The sequence below is a fragment of the Providencia rustigianii DSM 4541 genome (assembly GCF_000156395.1).
In the GTDB taxonomy this organism is placed as follows: domain Bacteria; phylum Pseudomonadota; class Gammaproteobacteria; order Enterobacterales; family Enterobacteriaceae; genus Providencia; species Providencia rustigianii.
On sequence record NZ_GG703819.1, the window covers coordinates 714,476 to 735,410 of the forward strand.

The 20,935-nt window shown below is 41.5% G+C and carries 16 protein-coding genes; 11 read left to right on the plus strand and 5 right to left on the minus strand.

Annotated features, from left to right (window positions below; genetic code table 11):
* The 6 genes from PROVRUST_RS13210 to trhP all read left to right on the plus strand — a co-directional run.
* On the plus strand, positions 1–538 hold a 538-nt coding region (locus tag PROVRUST_RS13210), incomplete at its 5' end, for an efflux RND transporter periplasmic adaptor subunit (RefSeq protein ID WP_006815356.1).
* On the plus strand, positions 538–3,660 hold the full coding sequence (locus tag PROVRUST_RS13215; RefSeq protein ID WP_006815357.1) for an MdtB/MuxB family multidrug efflux RND transporter permease subunit: 3,123 nt from the start codon (positions 538–540) through the stop codon (positions 3,658–3,660). The genes PROVRUST_RS13210 and PROVRUST_RS13215, both read left to right, overlap by 1 nt.
* A complete protein-coding gene (mdtC, locus tag PROVRUST_RS13220; RefSeq protein ID WP_006815358.1) occupies positions 3,660–6,761 on the plus strand; it encodes a multidrug efflux RND transporter permease subunit MdtC in 3,102 nt (1,033 codons plus the stop codon). The genes PROVRUST_RS13215 and mdtC overlap by 1 nt, the downstream gene beginning before the upstream one ends.
* On the plus strand, positions 6,751–8,142 hold the full coding sequence (gene baeS, locus PROVRUST_RS13225) for an envelope stress sensor histidine kinase BaeS (protein WP_006815359.1): 1,392 nt from the start codon (positions 6,751–6,753) through the stop codon (positions 8,140–8,142). Before mdtC ends, baeS begins: the two co-directional genes overlap by 11 nt.
* A complete protein-coding gene (gene baeR, locus PROVRUST_RS13230) occupies positions 8,142–8,843 on the plus strand; it encodes an envelope stress response regulator BaeR (RefSeq protein ID WP_006815360.1) in 702 nt (233 codons plus the stop codon). Before baeS ends, baeR begins: the two co-directional genes overlap by 1 nt.
* Positions 8,844–8,996: 153 nt before the next feature.
* Positions 8,997–10,352 carry a prephenate-dependent tRNA uridine(34) hydroxylase TrhP gene (gene trhP, locus PROVRUST_RS13235; protein WP_006815361.1) on the plus strand — a complete coding sequence of 452 codons (1,356 nt, stop codon included), beginning with the start codon at positions 8,997–8,999 and terminating at the stop codon, positions 10,350–10,352.
* A gap of 211 nt (positions 10,353–10,563) precedes the next feature.
* Here trhP and thiD read toward each other — a convergent pair whose 3' ends face one another.
* Positions 10,564–11,361: a bifunctional hydroxymethylpyrimidine kinase/phosphomethylpyrimidine kinase gene (thiD, locus tag PROVRUST_RS13240; protein WP_039855256.1), complete on the minus strand. Its 798-nt coding sequence runs from the start codon at positions 11,359–11,361 to the stop codon at positions 10,564–10,566.
* 465 nt (positions 11,362–11,826) lie between these two features.
* Here thiD and pagP point away from each other — a divergent pair, with 465 nt between their 5' ends.
* Positions 11,827–12,402 (plus strand): lipid IV(A) palmitoyltransferase PagP, encoded by a 576-nt coding sequence (gene pagP / locus PROVRUST_RS13245; protein WP_006815363.1) that lies wholly within the window; start codon positions 11,827–11,829, stop codon positions 12,400–12,402.
* A gap of 85 nt (positions 12,403–12,487) precedes the next feature.
* Here pagP and PROVRUST_RS13250 read toward each other — a convergent pair whose 3' ends face one another.
* Both PROVRUST_RS13250 and mgrB read right to left on the minus strand, forming a co-directional pair.
* Positions 12,488–13,852 (minus strand): amino acid permease, encoded by a 1,365-nt coding sequence (locus PROVRUST_RS13250; RefSeq protein WP_039855259.1) that lies wholly within the window; start codon positions 13,850–13,852, stop codon positions 12,488–12,490.
* A gap of 173 nt (positions 13,853–14,025) precedes the next feature.
* Positions 14,026–14,166 carry a PhoP/PhoQ regulatory lipoprotein MgrB gene (gene mgrB, locus PROVRUST_RS19355; RefSeq protein WP_071599555.1) on the minus strand — a complete coding sequence of 47 codons (141 nt, stop codon included), beginning with the start codon at positions 14,164–14,166 and terminating at the stop codon, positions 14,026–14,028.
* Positions 14,167–14,414: 248 nt separating this feature from the next.
* Between mgrB and PROVRUST_RS13255 the strand changes: the two genes are divergently transcribed.
* The 3 genes from PROVRUST_RS13255 (at position 14,415) to brnQ (ending at position 17,334) form a co-directional block, all read left to right on the plus strand.
* Positions 14,415–14,798, plus strand: a complete 384-nt coding sequence (locus PROVRUST_RS13255) for a helix-turn-helix domain-containing protein (protein ID WP_006815365.1) — start codon at positions 14,415–14,417, stop codon at positions 14,796–14,798.
* 170 nt (positions 14,799–14,968) lie between these two features.
* Complete coding sequence (gene yidA / locus PROVRUST_RS13260; RefSeq protein WP_006815366.1) at positions 14,969–15,778, plus strand: sugar-phosphatase; 810 nt, start codon at positions 14,969–14,971, stop codon at positions 15,776–15,778.
* Between the two features lie 224 nt (positions 15,779–16,002).
* Positions 16,003–17,334 (plus strand): branched-chain amino acid transport system II carrier protein, encoded by a 1,332-nt coding sequence (gene brnQ, locus PROVRUST_RS13265; protein ID WP_006815367.1) that lies wholly within the window; start codon positions 16,003–16,005, stop codon positions 17,332–17,334.
* Between the two features lie 41 nt (positions 17,335–17,375).
* On the opposite strand, the gene yddG is transcribed toward brnQ, so the two are convergent.
* Positions 17,376–18,263: an aromatic amino acid DMT transporter YddG gene (gene yddG / locus PROVRUST_RS13270; protein ID WP_039855476.1), complete on the minus strand. Its 888-nt coding sequence runs from the start codon at positions 18,261–18,263 to the stop codon at positions 17,376–17,378.
* Between the two features lie 167 nt (positions 18,264–18,430).
* A complete protein-coding gene (locus tag PROVRUST_RS13275) occupies positions 18,431–19,891 on the minus strand; it encodes an alanine/glycine:cation symporter family protein (RefSeq protein ID WP_039855261.1) in 1,461 nt (486 codons plus the stop codon).
* A 635-nt stretch (positions 19,892–20,526) separates the two neighbouring features.
* Here PROVRUST_RS13275 and PROVRUST_RS13280 point away from each other — a divergent pair.
* Positions 20,527–20,775, plus strand: coding sequence for a DinI-like family protein (locus PROVRUST_RS13280; protein ID WP_006815370.1), 249 nt, complete (start codon positions 20,527–20,529; stop codon positions 20,773–20,775).
* Positions 20,776–20,935 lie beyond the last annotated feature (160 nt).

Below are 20,935 nucleotides of genomic sequence, written 5' to 3' on the forward strand. Positions count from 1 at the left end.
CTTATTCGCATTACCTGAAGGAGATATTCCAGCAATTCAACAGGCTCAAGCGTCCGGTAATAACGTACTCATAGAAGCTTGGGATCGCAATAATATCGCCATGATTGCCCAAGGAAAATTACTCAGTACCGATAACCAAATTGACCCAGCAACAGGCACGTTAAAAATTAAAGCGCGTTTTACTAACGAAGACCAAAAACTATTTCCAAACCAATTTGTGAATGTGAAGATGCAAGTGGAAACCCTGCAAGATGCAGTAGTGATCCCAACGGCAGCTCTACAAATGGGTAATGAAGGACATTATGTCTGGGTTCTCAGTGACGATAATCGTGTTTCTAAGCATCTCGTTACCGTCGGAATACAAGATAGTCAGCAGGTTGTTATCGAAAGTGGTCTAAATGCAGACACTAAAGTGATCACCGATGGTGTGGATAAACTGATCGATGGAGCCCAAGTTGAAGTAGTTTCTAACTCTCCAACGACTAAAAATGCACCATCTGACAGCAAAAAAACGCGTAATAGCGCGGAGAAAGCGTAATGCAGTCGGAAAAATTCAAAGGCGGAGGTCCTTCCCGTCTGTTTATTTTACGTCCCGTCGCAACCACGCTATTTATGGTCGCCATTTTATTGGCAGGGATCATCGGCTACCGTTTTTTACCTGTTTCCGCCTTACCTGAAGTTGATTACCCAACCATTCAGGTCGTCACTTTGTACCCGGGAGCAAGTCCTGATGTGATGACCTCGGCTATCACGGCGCCATTAGAAACCCAATTTGGTCAAATGTCTGGGTTAAAACAGATGTCATCGCGCAGTTCTGGCGGTGCATCCGTGATCACGTTAATGTTCCAGCTCACATTGCCATTGGATGTTGCAGAACAAGAGGTGCAGGCAGCAATCAACTCAGCCACCAGCTTACTGCCTTCTGATTTACCTTATCCCCCTATTTATAATAAGGTCAATCCCGCAGATCCGCCGGTTCTCACTTTAGCGGTCACATCGAATGCGATGCCGTTAACCCAAGTACAAGATATTATTGAAACTCGGGTTGCCCAAAAAATTTCCCAAGTGAATGGCGTTGGGTTAGTCACTCTTGCGGGCGGTCAACGGCCTGCTGTGCGTGTAAACCTCAATCCACAAGCGATGGCCGCTAAAGGGTTAGATAGCGAAACAATTCGTAGTGCCATTAATAATGCGAACGTAAATTCCGCAAAAGGTAGCTTTGATGGGCCAACCCGCTCGGTTACGCTCTCAGCCAACGATCAAATGAAATCTCTCGAAGATTACCGGAAACTGATTGTGGCTTTCAAAGACGGAGCTCCTGTTCGCCTAGGGGATATTGCCAACATTGAGCAAGGTGCTGAAAATGCCTATTTAGGCGCATGGGCAAATAGCCAGCAGGCCATTGTCATTAATGTGCAACGTCAACCGGGTGCCAATGTTATCGACACCACCGATACTATTCGTGCCTTACTTCCTGAATTAATTGAAAGCTTACCTGCTTCAGTCGATGTTGAAATTTTGACCGACAGAACGAGCACTATTCGAGCTTCTGTCAATGATGTGCAATTTGAATTAGTGCTAGCCATCGCTCTTGTGGTAATGGTGATTTACCTATTCCTTCGCAACGGCATTGCTACATTAATTCCCGGCATTGCCGTACCGCTATCTTTAGTCGGTACATTTGCTGTTATGTATTTTTGTGGGTTTTCGGTCAATAACCTGACGTTAATGGCACTCACTATTGCCACCGGATTTGTGGTGGATGATGCTATTGTAGTGATTGAAAATATTTCCCGTTATCTCGAACAAGGTGATAAGCCTATGGTCGCTGCGCTCAAAGGCGCTGGCGAAATTGGCTTTACGATTATCTCCCTAACCTTCTCCCTCGTTGCCGTACTAATTCCATTACTATTTATGGGGGATATTGTCGGGCGACTATTTAGGGAATTTGCTATCACTTTAGCGGTGGCTATTTTAATTTCTGCCGTGGTTTCGTTGACTCTCACGCCAATGATGTGCGCTCGTTTATTAAAGCCAGAATCTCAGCATAAACATAACCGCTTTGAAATTGCCTGTGAACGCTTCTTTGAATGGATGATTGCCGGTTATGCCATCTGGTTAAAACGTATTCTGAATCATCAATGGCTCACGTTATGTGTCGCATTGGGTACTTTGGTATTGACCGTTTTACTGTATATGTGGATACCTAAAGGCTTTTTCCCTCTGCAAGACAGTGGCATTATTCAAGGTACTATCGAAAGCCGTCAATCTATCTCGTTCGCAGCAATGTCACAAAAACAGCAGCAAGTGGCGGGAATTATTTTGGCAGATCCTGCGGTAGAAAACGTCACCACGTATGTCGGTATCGATGGCAGTAATGCAACACTGAATAATGCGCGTATCCAGATTACGCTAAAACCTCTTGATGAGCGTGACGACCGAGTTCCAACAATTATTCCTCGCTTACAACAAGCTGCGGATAGCGTTGCAGGCGTAAATCTCTATTTGCAAGCTTCCCAAGATTTAACTATTGATACTCAGGTTTCACGAACGCCATATCAATTCACTTTGCAGGCAACTACGCTCGATGAATTAAGTATTTGGGTACCCAAATTACTGACTGCGTTACAACAACAACCGGAACTCACCGATGTCAGTAGTGACTGGCAAGACAAAGGGCTGGTGGCTTATGTGAATGTCGATAGAGACACCGCGAGCCGCTTTGGTATTACCATGTCGAGCATCAATAACGCCTTATACAATGCTTTTGGGCAACGAATGGTCTCTACAATTTATACCCAAGCCAACCAATATCGCGTGATTTTAGAGCACGATACTCAGACCCGAGAAGGTATCGAGGCGCTGAACGATATTCGCTTACAAGGCACTGATGGGGCGATTGTGCCACTTAGTACTCTAGTGAACATCCAAGAGGGTTACGGGCCTCTGTCTATTAATCATTTAGATCAGTTCCCAGCGGTCACTTTCTCTTTCGATGTCGCGGACAACTCTTCCCTTGAGGCGGCTGTCAATGCTGTTAAACAGGCTGAGAAACAAATTACCATGCCGAAATCCATAACGACCCAATTCCAAGGATCAACACTGGCTTTTGAGTCTGCGCTGAGTAGTACGGTCTGGCTGATTTTTGCTGCGATTGTTGCCATGTATATTGTATTAGGCATTTTGTACGAAAGCTTTATTCATCCTATTACCATTCTCTCAACACTCCCTACTGCGGGTGTCGGTGCGCTACTCGCCTTAATTATGGCAGGTAATGAACTGGATGTGATTGCGATTATTGGGATTATCTTATTGATTGGTATCGTGAAAAAGAACGCTATCATGATGATCGATTTCGCACTCGCCGCAGAGCGTGAGCAAGGTATGTCTCCGTATGACGCTATCTATCAAGCATGCTTATTACGTTTCCGTCCTATTTTAATGACAACTATGGCGGCATTATTGGGCGCACTCCCATTAATGCTCAGTACGGGTGTTGGTGCTGAATTACGCCAACCATTAGGTGTTTGTATGGTGGGTGGCTTGATTATGAGTCAGATCCTCACACTGTTTACGACTCCCGTTATCTATCTGATGTTCGACCGCTTATCCCGTCGTATAAGCCGCCATCATCGAGCTGATAAGATTCAGGAGTCGTAATGAAACGCCTGTTTGCTTTATTTATCAGTCGACCCGTGGCAACCACACTTATTAGTGTGGCGATCACGCTGTGCGGTGCATTAAGCTTTTTGTACCTCCCTGTGGCCCCATTGCCACAGGTTGATTACCCTGTGATAAGAGTGACAGCGTCACTTCCTGGTGCATCGCCGGAAACGATGGCATCTTCTATTGCCACGCCACTGGAGCGCTCACTTGGCAGTATTGCTGGATTAAATGAAATGACCTCCAGCAGCTCGTTGGGGCGTACAACAATCACGCTTGAATTTGACCTCAGTAAAGATATCAATAATGCTGCACGAGAAGTTCAAGCTGCGCTCAATGCAGCACAAAACTTGTTACCCAGCGGTATGCCAAGCCGACCTCGTTACTACAAATCGAACCCATCCGATGCCCCGATCATGATTTTGACATTAACCTCAAAAACCATGAATACCGGAGAAATTTATGACATCGCCTCGACCCGTTTAGCTCAGCGTATTGCTCAAATTGAAGGGGTTAGTGAGGTTTCTGTAGGCGGTGGCTCACTGCCCGCTGTACGGGTAGAACTCAACCCAACCGCCCTATTTAATCAAGGGGTGTCCCTTGACACTGTGCGCTCAGCCATTAGTAGCGCCAACGTTCGTCAACCCCAAGGCTATATTAATGACGATGAAAATCGTTATCAGGTAAAAACCAATGACGAGCTAAAAAAAGCCGCTGATTATCGCCCAATTATTGTTCACTATAATAATGGGAACGCAGTGAAACTCAGCGATGTCGCCGTCGTTAAAGATTCAGTACAGGATGTTCGTGCTGCGGGCATGTCGAGCGGTGAACCCGCTATTTTGATCATTATTCGTCGCGAGGCTGGAGCAAATATCATCGAAACGGTAAAACGTATTCGAGAAGAGCTTCCTGAACTGACAGAGTTAATTCCCGCTGCAATTGATTTACAAGTTGCTCAGGATAGAACTCCCACTATCAAAGCCTCCTTAGTGGAAGTGGAACGTGCGCTATTGATCGCCGTTGCTTTAGTCATTTTGGTGGTTTTACTCTTTTTACGTTCAGGACGAGCCACTCTAATTCCAGCCATTGCGGTTCCGGTATCGCTAATCGGTACTTTTACCGCCATGTATTTGTGTGGATTTAGCCTCAATAACTTATCATTGATGGCGCTTACCGTTGCCACCGGTTTTGTAGTAGATGATGCTATCGTGGTGCTCGAAAATATTTCGCGCCATATTGAAAATGGTAAAAAACCCTTTATTGCTGCCGTCAAAGGAGTCTCTGAAGTCGGTTTCACCGTTGTTTCCATGAGTATCTCTCTCGTGGCAGTATTCATTCCGCTGCTGTTAATGGACGGACTAGTGGGCCGTTTATTCCGAGAATTTGCGATTACCTTAGCCACTGCTATTGGTATTTCCTTAATAATTTCTCTGACCTTAACACCCATGATGTGTGCCCACCTTTTGAAAAAACGCGCCACCGATATTCATGCGAAACATCGTGGTTTCGGTCGACTTTTAATTCGCCTACAGGAAAGTTACGGCGTCACGTTAAATTGGGTGCTTTCCCATCGCCGTAGTGTACTTGCTGTATTGTTCGCCGCTATTGGGCTGAATGTTTACCTGTATATTTCTATCCCAAAAGCCTTCTTCCCTGAACAAGACACGGGGCGTTTATTAGGATTTGTACGTGCAGACCAAAGCATTTCATTCCAGTCCATGAAGCAAAAAATGACCCGCTTTATGCAGGAAGTAAAAGCGGATCCTGCCGTAGAGAGTGTCACTGGGTTTACAGGTGGAAGCCGCGTCAATAGTGGCTCAATGTTTATTTCATTAAAACCCCTCGATGAGCGTCAAGAAAGTGCTAATAGTGTTATTAACCGTCTACGGATAAAACTCGCCAAAGAACCCGGTGCCAACTTATTTATGATGCCGGTGCAAGATATTCGAGTGGGTGGACGCCAATCTGAAGCCAGCTATCAATTCACGCTGCTCGCTGATGAACTTGATGCTTTACGGGCTTGGGAACCGGCTATTCGCCGTGCGCTTGGTGAATTAACTCAAATCACCGATGTGAACTCGGATAAAGAAGATAAAGGGGCTGAAATGGCCCTGACCTATGACCGTGATTTGATGGCTCAGCTGGGTATTGATGTTCGAGATGCCAATAACCTGCTTAATAATGCCTTTGGGCAACGCCAAATTTCCACTATCTATGAAGCAATGAATCAGTACAAAGTCGTAATGGAAGTGGCGCCAGAATATACGCAAGATGTCAGCGCATTGGATAAGATGTTTGTAGTCAACAAGCAAGGCGACGCGATTCCACTCTCTTATTTTGCTCGTTGGCAACCGTCGAATGCACCGCTGAGTGTTAACCATCAAGGTTTATCCGCATCATCAACCATTTCGTTTAACGTTACAGAGGGATATACCCTTAATGATGCAATGGTCGAAATTGAGAAAACCATGACGGCTCTCGGCGTTCCTTCTACCGTACGTGGTACCTTTGCTGGTACGGCACAAGTCTTCCAAGATACTCTAAAATCTCAGCTATTTTTAATTTTAGCCGCGATTGTGACGGTCTATTTGGTTCTGGGGATATTGTATGAAAGTTATATTCATCCACTGACCATTTTGTCTACACTGCCTTCTGCTGGCGTTGGGGCGTTACTTGCTTTAGAGCTTTTCAATACCCCATTTAGCTTGATTGCACTCATTGGTATCATGCTATTAATCGGGATCGTAATGAAAAATGCCATTATTATGGTGGATTTTGCCTTGCAGGCTCAACGTAGCGGTCAGATCTCTGCTCGGGAAGCTATTTTACGTGCTAGTTTACTACGTTTTCGACCTATTTTAATGACGACGCTCGCTGCTATTTTTGGCGCCTTACCCCTGATGTTAGGCAGTGGAGATGGTGCTGAGCTTAGACAGCCTTTGGGGATTGCCATCGTTGGTGGTTTGGTCATGAGCCAATTGCTCACATTATTTACCACCCCAGTGGTGTATCTCAGTTTTGATAGCCTCAGACAGCGCTTTTCTCGTAAGAAAATATCGACGTCCCTGACTCAGGATAATCGCCATGAAACTTAAATTAACGCGTCTTAGTACTCGATTATTTCTAGCGATTTTTGCCACCTGCTTGCTGTTGGTCATCATGATGCATCAAGGTGTGCGTATGGGTTTTCAGCATGGCTTTATCGATTACATTAAAGAAAATGACCAACAACGAGCTGAATTACTCTCCACTGCACTTGCAGAGCAATATGAAGAATTTGGTAATTGGCGATTCTTATTAGATAACGAAAGAATATTTTTTCGCATCTTACGTAATGTCGATATGCAGCAACAAAAACGTCCACCCCATGGGCATAATCGGGGAAGAGGAATTTTCTGGGTCTATGACGCTCAAGATAGACTGATCTTTGGTCGAGATGTGCCATTACCTAATAACATTATTAAAGAGCCCGTTGTCACGGCTAATAATGAAACGGTTGGCTGGGTTATTGCTGCTTATGACGATGGCATTAGTAGCCAACTGGATAAACAGTTTGATAAACAGCAAATGATCACCAGCTTGATGATTGCCGGGTTATCTCTGTTTGTCGCCTTAATTGTGACACTACTGCTAGCTCGCGGCTTTTTAAAACCTATCAAGCGGTTACTTGAAGGTACCAACCAATTAGCCAAAGGAGATTTTGCAACCCGCGTACCAGAAATCGGTCAAGACGAGTTAGGGCAACTCGCAAGGGATTTTAATCATCTCGCATCTACCCTTGAAAAAAATGAACAAATGCGCCGTGATTATATGGCAGACATTTCCCATGAACTACGCACGCCATTATCCGTCTTACGTGGCGAATTAGAAGCAGTGCAGGATGGCGTTCGCCAAGCTACTCCTGAAACCATCAATTCATTACTTAATGAAACCCATACGCTGATTAAATTAGTTAACGACCTTCACCAGCTATCCTTATCTGATCGTGGCTCTTTGGTTTATCGTATGCAATCGGTAGATATTGTCCCTATTATTGAGATGACGCTTGGGCAAGCTAAGCGTCGTCTTGAAGACCGACAATTACACCTAGATACTCAATTTCTCTCCCATAGTTCCGTGTTTGCTGATCCTGACCGTATTGGGCAGTTATTCTATAATCTGATGGAAAATAGCCTACGCTATACTGACCCAAACGGTAAAATTGTGGTCAGAGTAACAGAACAACAGCAACAATTACTGATTCAATGGGAAGACAGCGCTCCCGGGTTAGATGTAGAACATTGCCAACGCCTATTTGAACGTTTTTATCGTGCTGAAGTCTCAAGAAACCGTGCCAGTGGGGGCTCCGGTTTAGGATTAGCAATTTGCTATAATATTGTAGAAGCGCACAATGGAAACATAAGCGCCGCCCCTTCCCCATTAGGTGGTGTACGAATTACAATCCAACTTCCGATATCTCATCAGGAGAATGCATAGTGGTAACCGCAGAATCAACCAGTTCGCATATTCTTATTGTCGAAGATGAGCCTAAATTAGGGCAACTTCTGTTTGATTATCTTCAAGCTGCGGGTTATGTCCCCGCATTGCTAATGCGCGGAGATGAGGTTATCCCTTATGTACAAAAACATTTTCCTGATCTGATTTTATTAGATTTGATGCTACCAGGAATGGATGGAATTTCCGTCTGCCGTGAGCTGCGTAAATTTAGCGATGTTCCAGTAATTATGGTGACCGCTAAAACAGAAGAGATCGACCGTTTATTAGGGTTAGAAATTGGTGCCGATGATTATGTCTGCAAGCCATTTAGTCCTCGTGAAGTGGTCGCTAGAGTAAAAACTATTTTACGTCGTTGTCAGAATACCCACACCCATAGTTTAGAGCAGCAACAGAAACAATTGGTTATCGATGAAAATGCGTTCCAAGTTCGTTATGGCGATAAACTATTGGAACTCACACCCGCCGAATTTCGTCTATTGAAATTCCTATCTGATAATGCCGGCACAGTTTTTTCTCGAGACCAGCTTCTTGATATCCTCTATGACGATCACCGCATCGTGACAGACCGAACCATCGATAGTCACGTCAAAAATTTACGTCGAAAATTGGAATTTTTAGACCCAGAAAAAACGTTTATCCGCTCAATCTATGGCTTAGGCTATCGTTGGGATGAGTGTTAAACATTTAGTCTAAATGCCGTAACAAAATTATAACCATGTTTTTTACAAGGGAAATTTGGCATTCCCGCCATTTAGCGTTAAAATCCCCACCCTCGAATTTTTAAGCTAAGCCATCCGGCTTAGTGCTGACCTGACATCAGACTGAGAACTAACATGTTTACACCAGAATTATTATCCCCAGCAGGTTCCTTGAAGAACATGCGTTATGCGTTTGCTTATGGTGCCGATGCTGTATATGCCGGTCAACCCCGCTATAGCCTGCGCGTGCGTAATAACGAATTCAACCATGAGAATCTCGCTAAAGGGATCCAAGAAGCCCATGAACTAGGCAAGAAATTCTATGTTGTGGTGAATATTGCCCCACACAATGCCAAGTTGAAAACTTTTATTCGCGACTTAACCCCTGTGATTGAAATGGGGCCTGATGCGCTGATCATGTCGGACCCCGGTTTAATTATGATGGTTCGTGAAGCTTTTCCTGAGATGGACATTCATTTATCAGTACAGGCGAATGCGGTTAACTGGGCTTCAGTGAAGTTCTGGAAACAAATGGGATTAACTCGCGTGATTTTATCTCGTGAGCTTTCGCTCGATGAGATTGCAGAGATCCGCCAACAGGTTCCTGATATGGAACTTGAAGTGTTTGTCCATGGTGCATTATGCATGGCATATTCTGGCCGTTGCTTACTTTCTGGCTACATTAATAAACGCGACCCAAACCAAGGGACTTGCACGAATGCATGCCGTTGGGAGTATAAAGTTGAAGAAGGTAAAGAAGATGAGGTCGGGAATATCGTGCATGTTCACGAGCCAATTCCGGTGAAAAATATTGCACCAACATTAGGTGAAGGCGAACCAACCGATAAAGTTTTCATGATTGAAGAAGCCAAACGTCCAGGCGAATATATGACCGCCTTTGAAGATGAGCATGGCACTTATATCATGAACTCTAAGGATTTACGTGCCATTGAACATGTGGAAACCTTGACCAAAATGGGTGTTCACTCTCTAAAAATCGAAGGACGTACAAAATCATTCTATTATTGTGCTCGCACCGCTCAAGTCTATCGCCGTGCTATCGACGATGCCGTTGCAGGTAAACCTTTTGACCCTACTCTGCTATCCACTCTTGAAGGATTAGCACACCGTGGTTATACCGAAGGATTCTTACGCCGCCACACCCACGATGCTTATCAAACCTATGAGTATGGATATTCTGTCTCGGATACCCAACAATTTGTCGGCGAATTTACGGGGAAACGTGTGAATGGCTTGGCTGAAGTCGATGTGAAAAATAAATTCAGTGTTGGTGACAGTTTAGAGTTGATGACGCCATCGGGTAATATCGTCTTCACATTAGAGTCCTTAGCGAACCGCAAAGGCGAAGCCATTGATGTGGCTCCAGGTAATGGGCATATTGTTTATTTACCTGTACCTGAAGATATCGATATCAGCTTTGGCTTGTTGATCCGCAACCTAGCAGGTACAACAACAAGAAACCCTAGCTGAGAATAGTTCTCGTTCTTGACAATGGCTTGAAAAAATGCAGTCAATATCCAAATTTATGCAACAGATCACATCAATTGGTTATTCGATATCGTATAGTCACTGTCGAAAACGAAGAACTAGAAAGTCATAAATTAAGACTAGGAACCACCTCCTTGGCTGGCTCAATCTCCCTTGAGCTAGCCATTTCTTTTATCTGTCCCCTGATAAATTCTTACCACCAACGATGAAAATGATGGACAGGGCCAAATCCTGAGCCTACCTCTAAACTATCCGCTTGTTCTAATGCGCCCTGTAAATAGGCTTTTGCTTCAATAACCGTTTGTTGCCAATCCGTGCAACGAGGTCTGAGTGCGGCTAATGCAGCAGAAAGTGTACAACCCGTGCCATGGGTGTTTTTGGTATTAATACGCAAAGATGTAAAACGCCATTCGCCTTGGGGTGTAATCAACCAATCAGGACTTTCAGCATCACTTAAATGCCCTCCTTTCATCAGAACGCCTTGGCAGCCTAAATCTAATAATCGCCGACCTTGATCAATCATTTGCTCTTCGGTTTTAGCCATTGCTTCATCAAGCAGTACTGCAGCTTCAGGTAAGTTGGGAGTGATAAGAGAAACTATCGGTAGTAATTCACATCTTAGAGAGTCTACCGCATTAGGTAGTAGTAATGGGTCACCACTTTTAGCGACCATCACGGTATCAAGCACAACATAGGGAATAGAATATTGTTTTAGTGCATCAGCAACTACGATGACATTATCTTGGTTCGACAGCATGCCAATTTTGGCACTATCAATACGTACATCACTCAATACCGATTCAAGTTGAGCAGCCACGAATTCTGGCGGCAAGTTATGAACAGATTGCACTCCACGGGTATTTTGAGCCACCAATGCGGTCATCACACTCGCGCCATAAGCTCCAAGTGCTGAAAACGCTTTAAGATCGGCTTGGATACCGGCACCACCCGATGGGTCAGTTCCTGCAATCGTTAATGCATTCACTCTCACTAATCACCTCTCTTTCTGATTAAATATCAATCTAATTTGCACATATTATGGTTAGACTCTATCTTGGCAAACTTGAATATTCATTAAAATAATCAATCAATAATATTATTTTGATTGTCTCATATGCGATATCAATTACCAGTGAAGATATTTTCTAATGTGATGAATATTAATTTTTCATTCTAATTTAGAATGATTTCAGCTTTTTTGGCGATTAAAGATACATTTTATCCTTACTTATCATCGTTAAATAGATAAAACCCAATAAAGATAATATATTGATTACTTACACTATATTACTGAATGATTAAGTCATTATCCTAAATTAACTAATTACTACTATCCTATTCCGCTTATCTTTATTAAAATAATTAAAATTATAACTATTCCAATAGCGATAATGCATTAATTATTATCATGTCAATTATTTGAAATTATCAAAAGATAACCAGAACTGGATCCGCAATGAGAGTAAATAAAAACATACAGTTGGTTGTAGGCGCATCGATCATTATGTCAGCCTCAATCTGCATGTCATCACCTGCCTTAGCTGAAGAAGAATCCGTCGGTTTATGGGATAAATTTACCAACAATGTCAGCGCTACTTGGGATTCTGATAAGTATGAATTATATGTTCCCTTCTTTACGTGGCATAACCGCTTTATGTACGATAAAGAAAAAACGGATACTTATAATGAAGAACCTTGGGGTTTTGGTATTGGTAAGTATCGTTACGATGAAGACAATGATTGGCATGCGTTATATGCGATGGCCTTTATGGATTCTCACAATAAAGTTGAACCGATTGTAGGTTACGGTTTCCAAAAAATGTGGATCCCTGGTGAAATTGATGGTTTCCGAATGGGAGCTGGTTTCACTTTGGGGATTACAGCCCGTGAAGAGTATAGCTATATCCCTATTCCCGTTCCATTACCGTTAGTTTCTATTGAATATGATAAGCTTTCTGTCCAAGCAACCTATATTCCGGGAACCTATAACAATGGTAACGTCTTGTTTGCATGGCTACGTTGGCAGTGGTAATCACCACTTAAAAACTAGTCTCAAAAGAAAAGCCGGTAGATAAAAAATCACCGGCTTTCTTTTTTAGTATTTCTACTCGAAAATATTACGCTATTTTATTTTCTACATTACGCTTTTTAGTTCCAGAGAACTGATAACCAATCCATAGGACTAAAATCCATAGTGGCATAATAAGTACCGAAATACGTAATCCATCCATCATTAAAATGATAACCAAGATCAGCAAAAGAAATGCCAAGCAGAGGTAGTTACCAAATGGGTACCAAATACTTTTGAATTTTGTTTCTATGCCCTGTTTATTCATTGCCGCTCTAAACTTCAGGTTCGAGATACAAATCATAATCCAGTTAAGAACCAACGTTGTCACCACAAGGGACATTAATAACTCAAACGCACGACCTTCCATGATGAAATTGATTAAGATCCCCCCTGACGTCGCGATACCTGAAATAATCAGCGCCATCACAGGTACTCCACCTTTATTGACTTTCGCCATAAATTTGGGTGCATTACCTTGCTGAGCTAAACCATACAACATACGGCTCGTACAATAAGCGCCACTGTTATACACAGATAACGCGGCAATTAGGATGACAACGTTTAATGCGTTAGCAACGAACAAATCACCCAACTCATGGAAAATTAATACAAATGGGCTGGTTTTGCCATCTAACTGCACCCATGGATACAAGGCTAACAGCACCGCTAAAGAACCGATATAGAAAATCAAAATACGGTATACAACTTGGTTAATCGCTTTTGGAATACTTTTATCTGGATCTTCTGCTTCAGCAGCCGTAATCCCAACCAGCTCCAAGCCGCCAAATGAGAACATAATAATTGCCAGTGCCATCAGCAACCCGCTAAAATCTTTCGCGAAAAACCCGCCATATTCCCATAGGTTGCTGACCTTAGCTTGTGGGCCGCCATGTCCACTAAACAGTAAATAACAACCAAATATAATCATTGCAACAACGGCAATGACTTTGATCAGTGCAAACCAGAATTCTGTTTCACCGTAGGAGCGAACATTGATTAAGTTAATTGCATTGACCGCAATAAAGAAAACAAGTGCAGAAACCCATATAGGCAGTTCAGGCCACCAGTGTTGCATATATTTGCCTGCGGCTGTCAATTCTGTCATCCCAACCAGAATAAACATGACCCAGTAGTTCCAGCCAGATAAGAACCCAGCAAAACCGCCCCAATATTTAAATGCAAAATGGCTAAAAGAACCCGCGACCGGTTCTTGAACAATCATTTCCCCAAGCTGGCGCATGATGAGGAAGGCGATAAACCCACAAAGAGCATACCCGAGCAATACTGAAGGCCCTGCCATCTGTATCGTTGTGGCTATTCCTAAAAACAGCCCAGTCCCGACAGCGCCTCCCAAAGCTATTAATTGAATGTGTCTATTTTTTAATCCGCGCTTGAGCGTCTGTTGCTCCATATCTTTACCCTTTCGTCCTCTTACTTTTTTATCTTCGTCCACAGTGGTGATAATCACTCAAGTTTATTTGAATTTTTCAATTAACACTACTGAAAAGCGGACTGTCTGCCTGTCTTGTCATTTTTTTAAAAAACGACGAACTAATATCAAGCATGACGTTGCAAAAAGCAAATTCAAAATGGTAACAAGCTGGTTACGCGGCATATTCCTAAGATAAAGTCATCTCCCCCTTGGTCACACAGGCTATCCATGGCAAGAAGATATAAAAAAACGCAGCTTAATATAATAGTGATAGCTAGCAGTATGTTACGCATGAAATAGGGATTCTCTAAAACGTTAACCTGATTCAATGCTAATTAATTTTTTTATCACTAACTTAGCAAAAATAGGCAATTCGCCCTTTTCAATAAAATAATTGTTTATTTTTACAGCTTATGTGAACTAACTGGCTCTGAGTGTGTGTTTTTTATACAAAAATCTCGTATACCGCACAACCAACCTTTGTCATGGTGAAATGAAGTTGTGTATACTTCAGTTACCGTAAAATAAAAATGAATTAGAGATGGCACAAGATAACCACTTAGCACTTGTAATTGCTTTAAGTAAATGGATTGAAGAGCATCTGGGGCGAGTCATCCACTTGGAAGAGCTGGCTGCTTATTCAGGCTATTCCCTTTGGCACATGCAAAAAATCTTTAAAGAAGTCACAGGGATTTCTTTAGGTAAATATATACGCCAACGTCGATTAGCGGGCGCTGTGAATTTATTGAGAAATAGTAATCAATCTATCTTTGATATTGCGCTTGATTTTGGCTTCGGCTCCCAATCGCATTTTACGTATATGTTCCGTAAAGAATATGGCATTACTCCGTTTGATTTCAGGCAAAATGACCAGATCCAGCTGGATGTAAAGCAACCACTACACTTAACCGAAGACTATGAGTGAATTTGTTTTACGTGCATTATCAATGAGTTCGTTCATTTTAATGCAATAAAACATGGGCATTCATAATCTATATCTTTTTTGATTGATACCCGCATCAGTCAGTTAGATAATTTACATTCTTAATAATCAGAGTAAGGTACTGACATAAAACTCTAATTTAGGAGGCGTTGATGTCTATTAAACTAGTCGCCATTGATTTAGATGGTACGTTACTCAATTCCCAACACCAAATATCCCCTAACGTTAAAAATGCCATCGCTCATGCCCAGCAAAAAGGTATTCGCATTGTATTGGCTTCGGGTCGCCCCTATTCTGGCATTCAACCTTATTTACAAGAGCTTGGGTTAGATACTACAAATAATTATTGTATTAGTAATAATGGTAGCGTTATTCATCAAGCTAACGATGGAAGCCATGTATATGAAGATTTGTTAGATTTTGAGGATTATCAGTACTTCGCCGAGCTGGCTAATAATATTGGGGTTCATATGCATGCCTTAGCAGATAACACAATGTTTACTGCTAACCGACACATCAGTCGCTATACCATCCATGATGCCTATTTTACGAATACCCCTTTAGTTTACTGCCCAGTCAATGAGATGGATACCTCATTAAGTTTCACAAAAATCATGGTCATTGATTACCCTGAAAAATTAGAAATTGGTATCAGCTATATTCCAGAAAATACGTTCGAAAATTATTCTCTAATTCGTACTAGCCCCTACTTTTTAGAAATATCGAACAAAGATGCCAGTAAGGGTTCCGCATTACAGGTTTTATGTGAAAAGCTAGCTATAACCCCCGATAAGGTCATGAGCATCGGAGACCAAAATAATGACATTGCGATGCTAAAATACGCCAGTGTTTCTGTTGCAATGGGGAATGCGGAGCCACATATCCGTGAAATGGTGAAATTTGTGACATCGACCAACGATTGTGATGGTGTTGCCGTCGCAATAAATAAATTTATTGTCTAGATATTTTAGATTTTAAAGTTCAAATTCCTATAAATTTATTTTGCCGCTATTGGATATGCCTATTGTTTGCACATTTGGCATGTCCATCCTCTATCTTAGCTTACCAACTCTTTTATCCTTCCCCTTACTTACCTTACCAAATTTGATACTATCTGCAGCGTTCAAAAAAGTGACCATATGCTAACAAACACAATAAAAAATCAACATCACTAACAGGTAGTAAAATGTTTTCAACAAAAGATATGTTAATTCTTGGAATGATGGTTTTTGCCTTATTTTTAGGTGCAGGAAACATCATTTTTCCTCCAATGGCCGGATATCAATCAGGAACAGACTGGTTCAATACCTCCCTAGGGTTTCTGATTACTGGCGTATTATTGCCCTTTTTAACGCTAGTTACCGTCGCGGTAAAAGGTCGAGGTGAAAAACTCTCAGTCGATTTACCTAAATGGGTTGCCGTTATTTTTTGGGTCGCTCTGTATTTGATCGTCGGTTCAACCTTTGCCATGCCAAGAGTGACAAATACCGCTTTCGAAATGGGCTTTCTGCCATTAGGTCTGGTTGAGAAAAATACTTTCTCGCATCTGACTTTTGCACTCATTTTCAATTTTGGTTCTATGTTCTTCATGTTGAAGCAAGGTACGATGATCAGTGCCATTGGTAAATTTATGACGCCCGCACTGCTAATTCTGTTAGTGGTTGTCGGTATCGCTGTCGTGCTAGATCCACTATCGTCTATCAATCAGCCTGTAAATCAGTATGCAGAGTTTGCCTTCTTGGGGGGCGTAATTGATGGCTATCAAACCATGGATGTGTTATCTGCAATGGCATTCGGGGGGATTGTTGCTCGTGCATTAGCTTCTAAGCAAATTACCGAACCTCGCCAAGTTGCCATCATTACGATCAAAGCCGGCCTAATTTCTGTCAGTTTATTAGCTGCACTGTATATTTGCTTATTCTATTTAGGGGCGACGAGCGAGCAAGTTGCTAATACAGCAACGAATGGCGGACAAATTTTTTCTCGCTATGTGGATGTTTTATTTGGTTCGATTGGTACGTGGATTATGTGTGGGATCGTATTGCTAGCCAGTATGACCACCTTAGTAGGCGTTACCAGCGCATGTGCTGATTATTTCGCAACGTTCCATCATCGTTTAGGCTATCGGTTCTGGGTGGTATTTTTCACCTTATTAACGACCATCGTTTCAACTTTCGGTCTTGATACGTTGCTACGTGTGACAATTCCTGCACTACTGATGATTTATCCGTCCTCGGTAACTATCGTATTCTTGCAATTTGCTCGTCAATATATGGCGGCCCCACGAGTCACTTATGGTATTACCATTGCAGTGGTTGTTTTGATGAGCTTATTTGATACATTGAATAATATGAAATTATTAAGCGGTTCAGTGAAAGAAATACTGATGACACATTTGCCGCTATTTGAACAAGGTATGGGTTGGTTAATTCCGGGACTGATTGCTTTCATTATTTCGATGCTTATCGGTAAATTTACGGCAAAAATGGATCCTATTGTAAAGCGAAATTTGGTCTAATTAATCATATGAAGCCCGCAGTTTGCGGGCTAATACCGTATTTAGCGGCGTCTTGTCGCGATAAAACAAGTTATTGACCCGATGGTGACCATCACAACTCCCTGCCAAAATCCCCATGTTAATGCCGTACTCAATAGCATTGAAGAAAATGCGGTAGAGATCACAGGGGTAAAATAAGAAAGGGTTCCCAAAAATGCGACGTTACCCTTGATAATTGCAACAGTCCAAAGAGCGTTAGCGCCTCCCGTTGCAATTGCCGTGATCAGCAATAAACTCATACTGTTCAGATTAATATTAAATGGCGCTGGCTCAGAAAGTAAAAAGAGTCCCCATAGCCCAATAGATGTCATGATAAAGAATAAGACCATTCCATTGCATCCATTCGCCATACGCTTCGTAATATTGCTGTAAAACGCCCACAATATTGCTCCCACAAAGGACAATCCATAGCTTATCGGGTTACTTTGAATATTCGATAAAATAGCATCTAGCGATAGAGGCTGGTCTCCAGAAATCACCCATAATAGCCCCGCAAATGCCAATATTAGTCCTAATATCAATAACAATGTAAATCGCTGTCGATTAAATAATACAGCGAGCGCGATTGTAAAACTCGGCCAAAGATAATTCACCATTCCCAGCTCAATCGCTTGTTGACGGTTATTGGCTAAACCCAGAGCCAATATGAAACAAATTTCATAACTAACAAATAGAAAAGCACCCCAAAACAGATAGCGCTTAGGAAATAAATGGATTTTAGGTAGCCCCATCACCGCCACTAACACAAGACTACCAATAGAATAGATTAAGGCTGCACCACCTATGGGACCAAAGTTTTCGCTTGTGCTACGAACTAAACCAACCATCGTGCTCCATAATAATATGGAAATTATGCCGTAGAATGTTGCTGCATGTTGCCCTAGTTTCATAGCCTGAATAACATCCTCGTAATCGGTAAAATATCCATGAGTATATTTCAAAAACATTACGCTCCAAGCACGAGAAAGCAAGTCTTTTTTATCAATTTCTATTTATAAAAAAAGCACTTAGACATTTATCTAAGTGCTTAACATTATTTAATACTACAGCATCATTGCTATGAGCGAACTTCCTTACTCACCCACTGCTCTACAGACTCTTTTTCCCAAATTCCATCTTCAATTTGTTTTTTTAACTCTGGATGGTCATTGATATCAAAAGTAGGCACCTTTCCATCACGGCGTTGTTGGTTGTAATCATTGGCTAACTTAAATGCCACTCCAGACAATAGGAGAATCGCAATTAAATTGGTAATCGCCATCAAGCCCATTGATAAATCAGCGAGTTTCCAGATCAATGGCATTTCGGCTAAAGCACCAAACATCACCATCCCTAAAGCAGCTAAGCGGAAAATAAACAAACCTGCGGTATGGTTATTTTCGAGGAAAATCATGTTACTTTCTGCGTAAGCATAATTTGCAATGATTGAAGTAAAAGCAAAAAAGAAAATAGCAATAGCGATGAAAGTTGACCCCCAACTTCCGACAGAAGATGACAATGCGAGCTGAGTAAGTTCGATGCCATTAACTTGTTCAACTGGGCCATCTAACACACCAGATGCCAAGATAATAATTGCCGTAGCGCTACAAATAACGATTGTATCCATGAAGACACCCAACATCTGTACGTACCCTTGGGATGCAGGGTGAGGGGGATAAGGAGATGCAGACGCAGCAGCATTCGGCGCAGAACCCATTCCAGCTTCATTAGAAAATAGTCCCCGCTGAATTCCTTGGGTCATAGCTTGTGCGACACCATAGCCCACAGCTCCCCCTGCAGCCTCTTGTAAGCCAAATGCATTACGAAAGATCAACATAAATACATCGGGTAAGCGTTCAATATGGTGCCCAACAACCCAAAAAGCGAGCAGTAGATATGCAATTGCCATGATAGGCACAACCAGCTCCGCGACTTTAGCAACTGATCTTAATCCACCAAAAATGATCACTCCACTTAAAATAACTAATACGATACCAACATAGAGAGGATTAAAATCAAATGCTACCGCAGTGGCTTGAGCAATAGAATTAGCTTGAACGGCATTAAAAACCAAACCAAAGGCAATGATTAAAAAGATTGAGAATAAAACTCCCATCCAACGTTGTTTTAAGCCTTTTTGCATATAATAAGAAGGCCCACCACGATAGTTACCTTGGTCATCTTTGGTTTTATATAACTGAGCGAGGGTACATTCTATAAATGATGTTGCCATACCCAATAGGGCTACAACCCACATCCAAAATATGGCTCCAGGCCCCCCTGCCGTGATAGCAATAGCCACCCCAGTTAAGTTTCCAGTGCCAACTCGGGCTGCTAAGCTGGTACATAATGCTTGAAATGACGAAATTCCTGATTTGTCTGCCTGAGTGCTGTTTTTAAGTATGCCAAACATATGGCCAAAGTGTCTAAACTGAATAAATTTAGACCGTAATGTAAAATAAAGACCGGCTCCGAGTAATAAATAAATTAGTAATGAGCCCCAAATAAAATTACTGATTGAGTTTATAAATTCTATCAAATTACTCTCCTTTTATTAGAACAACTAAATTAATATTTAGTTGATGATTAATTTCGCTCCATATTAGCCAATAATAGTTAAACACATAAAAACTATGAGCCATAAAGGTTCATAATTTAAATCAACGTAATTCAACACGACGCCTGAATTATATTTTTTTTGCTTTTCATGTAAATTATTTTCTGTTTTTTATACATGATGATGCTTGTTTTTTAACATGCCTTTGTTAAAAAAGCCTTGAGCCTCAATATTATAATACATTAAATATCATCACGATAAGATTGCATTGATTGTTTTTTATTCAAAATTAAACAATCGTTTGAATTTGGTTGTTTTTTAGACTGGTTTAATTGATTTCATTATCTAAATAGTTCATTTTACTTATATAAATAATTTAAATTTTTCGTAGGGATTTAAACTTAAAAAATTACAAATCTAACTTTTGACTATAATTAAATATAGAAAAATTATAATCTAAAAAGATCCATATAATAATAAAATCATATCCAAGCTAATAATAACTTTTGTCCTCGCTCATTAAATCTTTTTTGTATCATCCAAATAAGATTATTGCTTATGTTTTATGATAACAATACACTGATTAAAAATTAGCTTTTTACATCAAAGGGTAACATATGGATATCAATATTAAAGTTTCCGACGACGCAGTGGCAAAACTCTCTGAAAAATCCCATGAAGCATTCGTTGCCGAGCTGCATGCTCGCATATTGGAAGTTTATCCCGGTAGCAATCTGAAGATTACACATGATATGGGGCCAACAACATTTAATACCAGCGGATTTCATGATGACAAAGAAGCTCATATTGTCTTACATGAGCTCGTTGAAGATGTTTTGCATCATGGCCATTGGTTAAAAAACTAACCTAAACCACCTCCTTTACCAGCCTACCTAAGTATTTCAGGCTGGTATTCCTTGTCCTACATTATTTTCCATTCACCTTAAACTCTGATCAAAATCATCTTTGCTTTGAATACCAAATCCGACCCAAACAAAGTCCTTTATTTATTCTCGTTATATGATA